2 protein-coding genes are annotated in these 2,671 nt (G+C 52.7%); one reads left to right on the plus strand and one right to left on the minus strand.

The features are described 5' to 3' along the window. Positions 1–1,164, plus strand: a 1,164-nt coding sequence (locus XH88_RS25715) for a hypothetical protein (protein WP_271671043.1), incomplete at its 5' end; no start/stop codon positions are given. Here the strand turns inward: XH88_RS25715 and XH88_RS25720 are convergent. Then, on the minus strand, positions 1,153–2,652 hold the full coding sequence (locus XH88_RS25720) for a pentapeptide repeat-containing protein (protein ID WP_271671044.1): 1,500 nt from the start codon (positions 2,650–2,652) through the stop codon (positions 1,153–1,155). The two genes, XH88_RS25715 and XH88_RS25720, sit on opposite strands and share 12 nt — an antisense overlap. Positions 2,653–2,671 lie beyond the last annotated feature (19 nt).

The raw sequence follows: 2,671 nt of genomic DNA on the forward strand, positions 1-2,671 counted from the left end.
CACATAACTCGGAATTATCGCTGTTTGGCCGCTACCTTTCGGGTCCAAGAAAACGCATTTCTGGATGCGCTCCACGACATTGTTGAGCAATATGCTCGCAATCACGGTCGTGAACCGACGGACGTATCCCATTGGGATCCATCTCGTGAATTCATGCAAACTGTCAGGGTGGCACTTCCATTTCCGAAACCGCTCGATCCCATCCCGTACAGATATTCCTATCTCATGATGAACAAAGCGGAGGTGCTGCGAAAGTTCGGATTAGATCCGAATGAGATTGGTGTTCTCTTTACTGAGAACGGCTCCGAATCCATTTCGGCGGTCGCCAATGCGCTGAAACTCTTGGGCGTGACGGATGTGCATATATTTGATCCGAGTTACTTCACCACGCACCACAATCTCAGCCGACTCGGAATTAACGTTCACCGCAACAAATGGAAGCGGCAGAACGCCTCATATGATTGGTTGCTCGATGTGCCATCGACCCCCTCTCATGCTATCTGGGTCACAGATCCGATTTATAACACCGGCGTCTATCTACCTGACGAGTTCGTTCATGCCTTGGCGGTGAAGGCGAGCAAGGGCGCGAAAATCGTCGCCGATGAGACGCTATCCATTTTCCCGGGAAAATTCGCGAGAGCTATGGGTTCATCCGGCCAATTTTTTGCGATTCATACGCCTCATAAGGCGGTGTGTGTGAATGGCCTGAAGTTCTCAGTTGTCGTATTTCGTAAAGAGCTGGAAAGCTCCTTCGAAGATTGGGCTGACGTCTTATCGGGAGGCTTGGGAATTTCCGCTCTCGTAGCGACCGAACATTTTTTATCAGATGAGTACGATCAGTATCGAGAGGCCTTCCTCGAGGCACTCAAGCTGGTCAGAAAGTGGCATAGCCAAACGATCGCCGAGTTCGGTCGCTTTGCAATGCTGGATGAACAGTCGACCGGGCATTTCGCATCGGTATATTTTCCCAACAAGAGCGCCTCCCTCGGCGTGTCCATCGACTACCTGCGCTCCGTAGTTGAACGTACAGGCGCATTTTTTATTCCCGGAAACAGGAGCGGATTTGACCCCGACTCTGGATTTTGCTTTCGCGTCAACTTGTCGAGAGATTCTCCACGATTTCGCGGAGCTCTGCGCCGCCTGTACCGCGAACTAGCTCAGTGAGTGACTGGAGTTTTGATCGATCTCGACGCGAAGCAGTTTCGGCGTGAATTGTTCAAGATCGGAGACGATTCGTCTGGAATGTGAACTTGACGCGAGTTCAAGGTACTTCTGCATTTCGCGCGTCAGGGTCGCAGACGGGGCCGCGATAGGTTGGAGTGCGCGCCTTCGGATGACTGCAGGCAGTTGCGGCGAGAACAGGATCTTCGCGCGAGCTCTGATGTAAATAACGCGGTCTACTATTCTTTCGATCATGGACAGACAGATCAGCAAGCTGCTCAAGGTTGCCACCGAAAGAGACAGAATCTCGATGTACGAGCCTGACCTCGTTTCCAGAAGGCGAGGCGTAAGCCCTGGAAGGTATCCGCTCTCGTGGAGACCACAGATCCACTCGCTGAACGAAATCGAGGGCTCGTTATCGAATACGAATGAGACCTTCAGATCGTCTGCGGGCAGCATACTTGCCAGAGGTTCTATGGAGCTGTCCATTGCGGCAAGCTCGGCATACTCCGCGTCCTTCAATGTGTGAGCCAGTAGTTTCAAAGCATCATGAGTGTGACGCTGGTTACCTTCTGCTATGCCGCAGATTTTCTCAAGCCCTCTCGCAATCGATAGGAACGGCAGGCGCGCCTGGCCCGACAATAGCTCGAGGACGCGACCGAGGAATCTCAGTTCGTCCGCACCAACAGCACGTCGTCCGTTCGGTTCGTCAGCAATGCTGGAGAAAACGTAGTCAAATGAATCGACAGGCGACAAAAGAGTGAAATTTAAGCTCAGAATTGATGCCAAGAATGGCCAGCGCCTGGCCTCGTAAGTCGTGAGAAGATCCTTTACCAGCATGGGACCGCTGGCGCGCTCCACGGGGGTGCCGCGCCAAACGAGCGTCAAATCATTCAGGTTGTCGAGTGACAGGCCGAAGGTCAGACCTACAGATTCGGCGTTGAAGCCACATTTCTCAAAGCCGCAGTTTACAAATAAGTGGTACTGCGAAGTGCAGTCGGAAAGATCGGTTCGCTCGAAGCGCGTCTTCTCGAAACGGCAATGCAGAAGAGTGGCCCGGTGAAAGATGCAGTCGATTAGGGCCGTCCCCGCTAGTTCGTTTTCCTCGAAAGTCTGCAGTTCAAAGCTGCACTGGCGAAAAGTGCAGGCCTCATACCGGCTGGCTCTCACTGATCCTTGTTGGAACGAACATCCCTCGAAGGTTGAATTGACAGTGTCCGCGGAACGGAAGTCCGCCACTGTGAAGTCGCAATTGAAGAATGTGCAGGATTCGAAAATGGACGCCTCGAAATCCGAGCGGCTGAAATCGCATTCTCGAAAATTGCAATCCCGGAATAGCGTTCCCGAAAACAGCGATTGGCGCACAGAACGGCCCGTCAAGTCGAGGCCCACGAGCGTCTCGCCAGTAAAATCGCTCTGATTGGTCCACTTTGAAAGGACATCCGTGCCCGAATGACTGGGAAGCGGAAGCTGACTATCTTTCTGAACCACCATAATTCCGAGTTATGTG

It is taken from the genome of Bradyrhizobium sp. CCBAU 51627, assembly GCF_028128765.1.
Classification (GTDB): Bacteria; Pseudomonadota; Alphaproteobacteria; order Rhizobiales; family Xanthobacteraceae; genus Bradyrhizobium.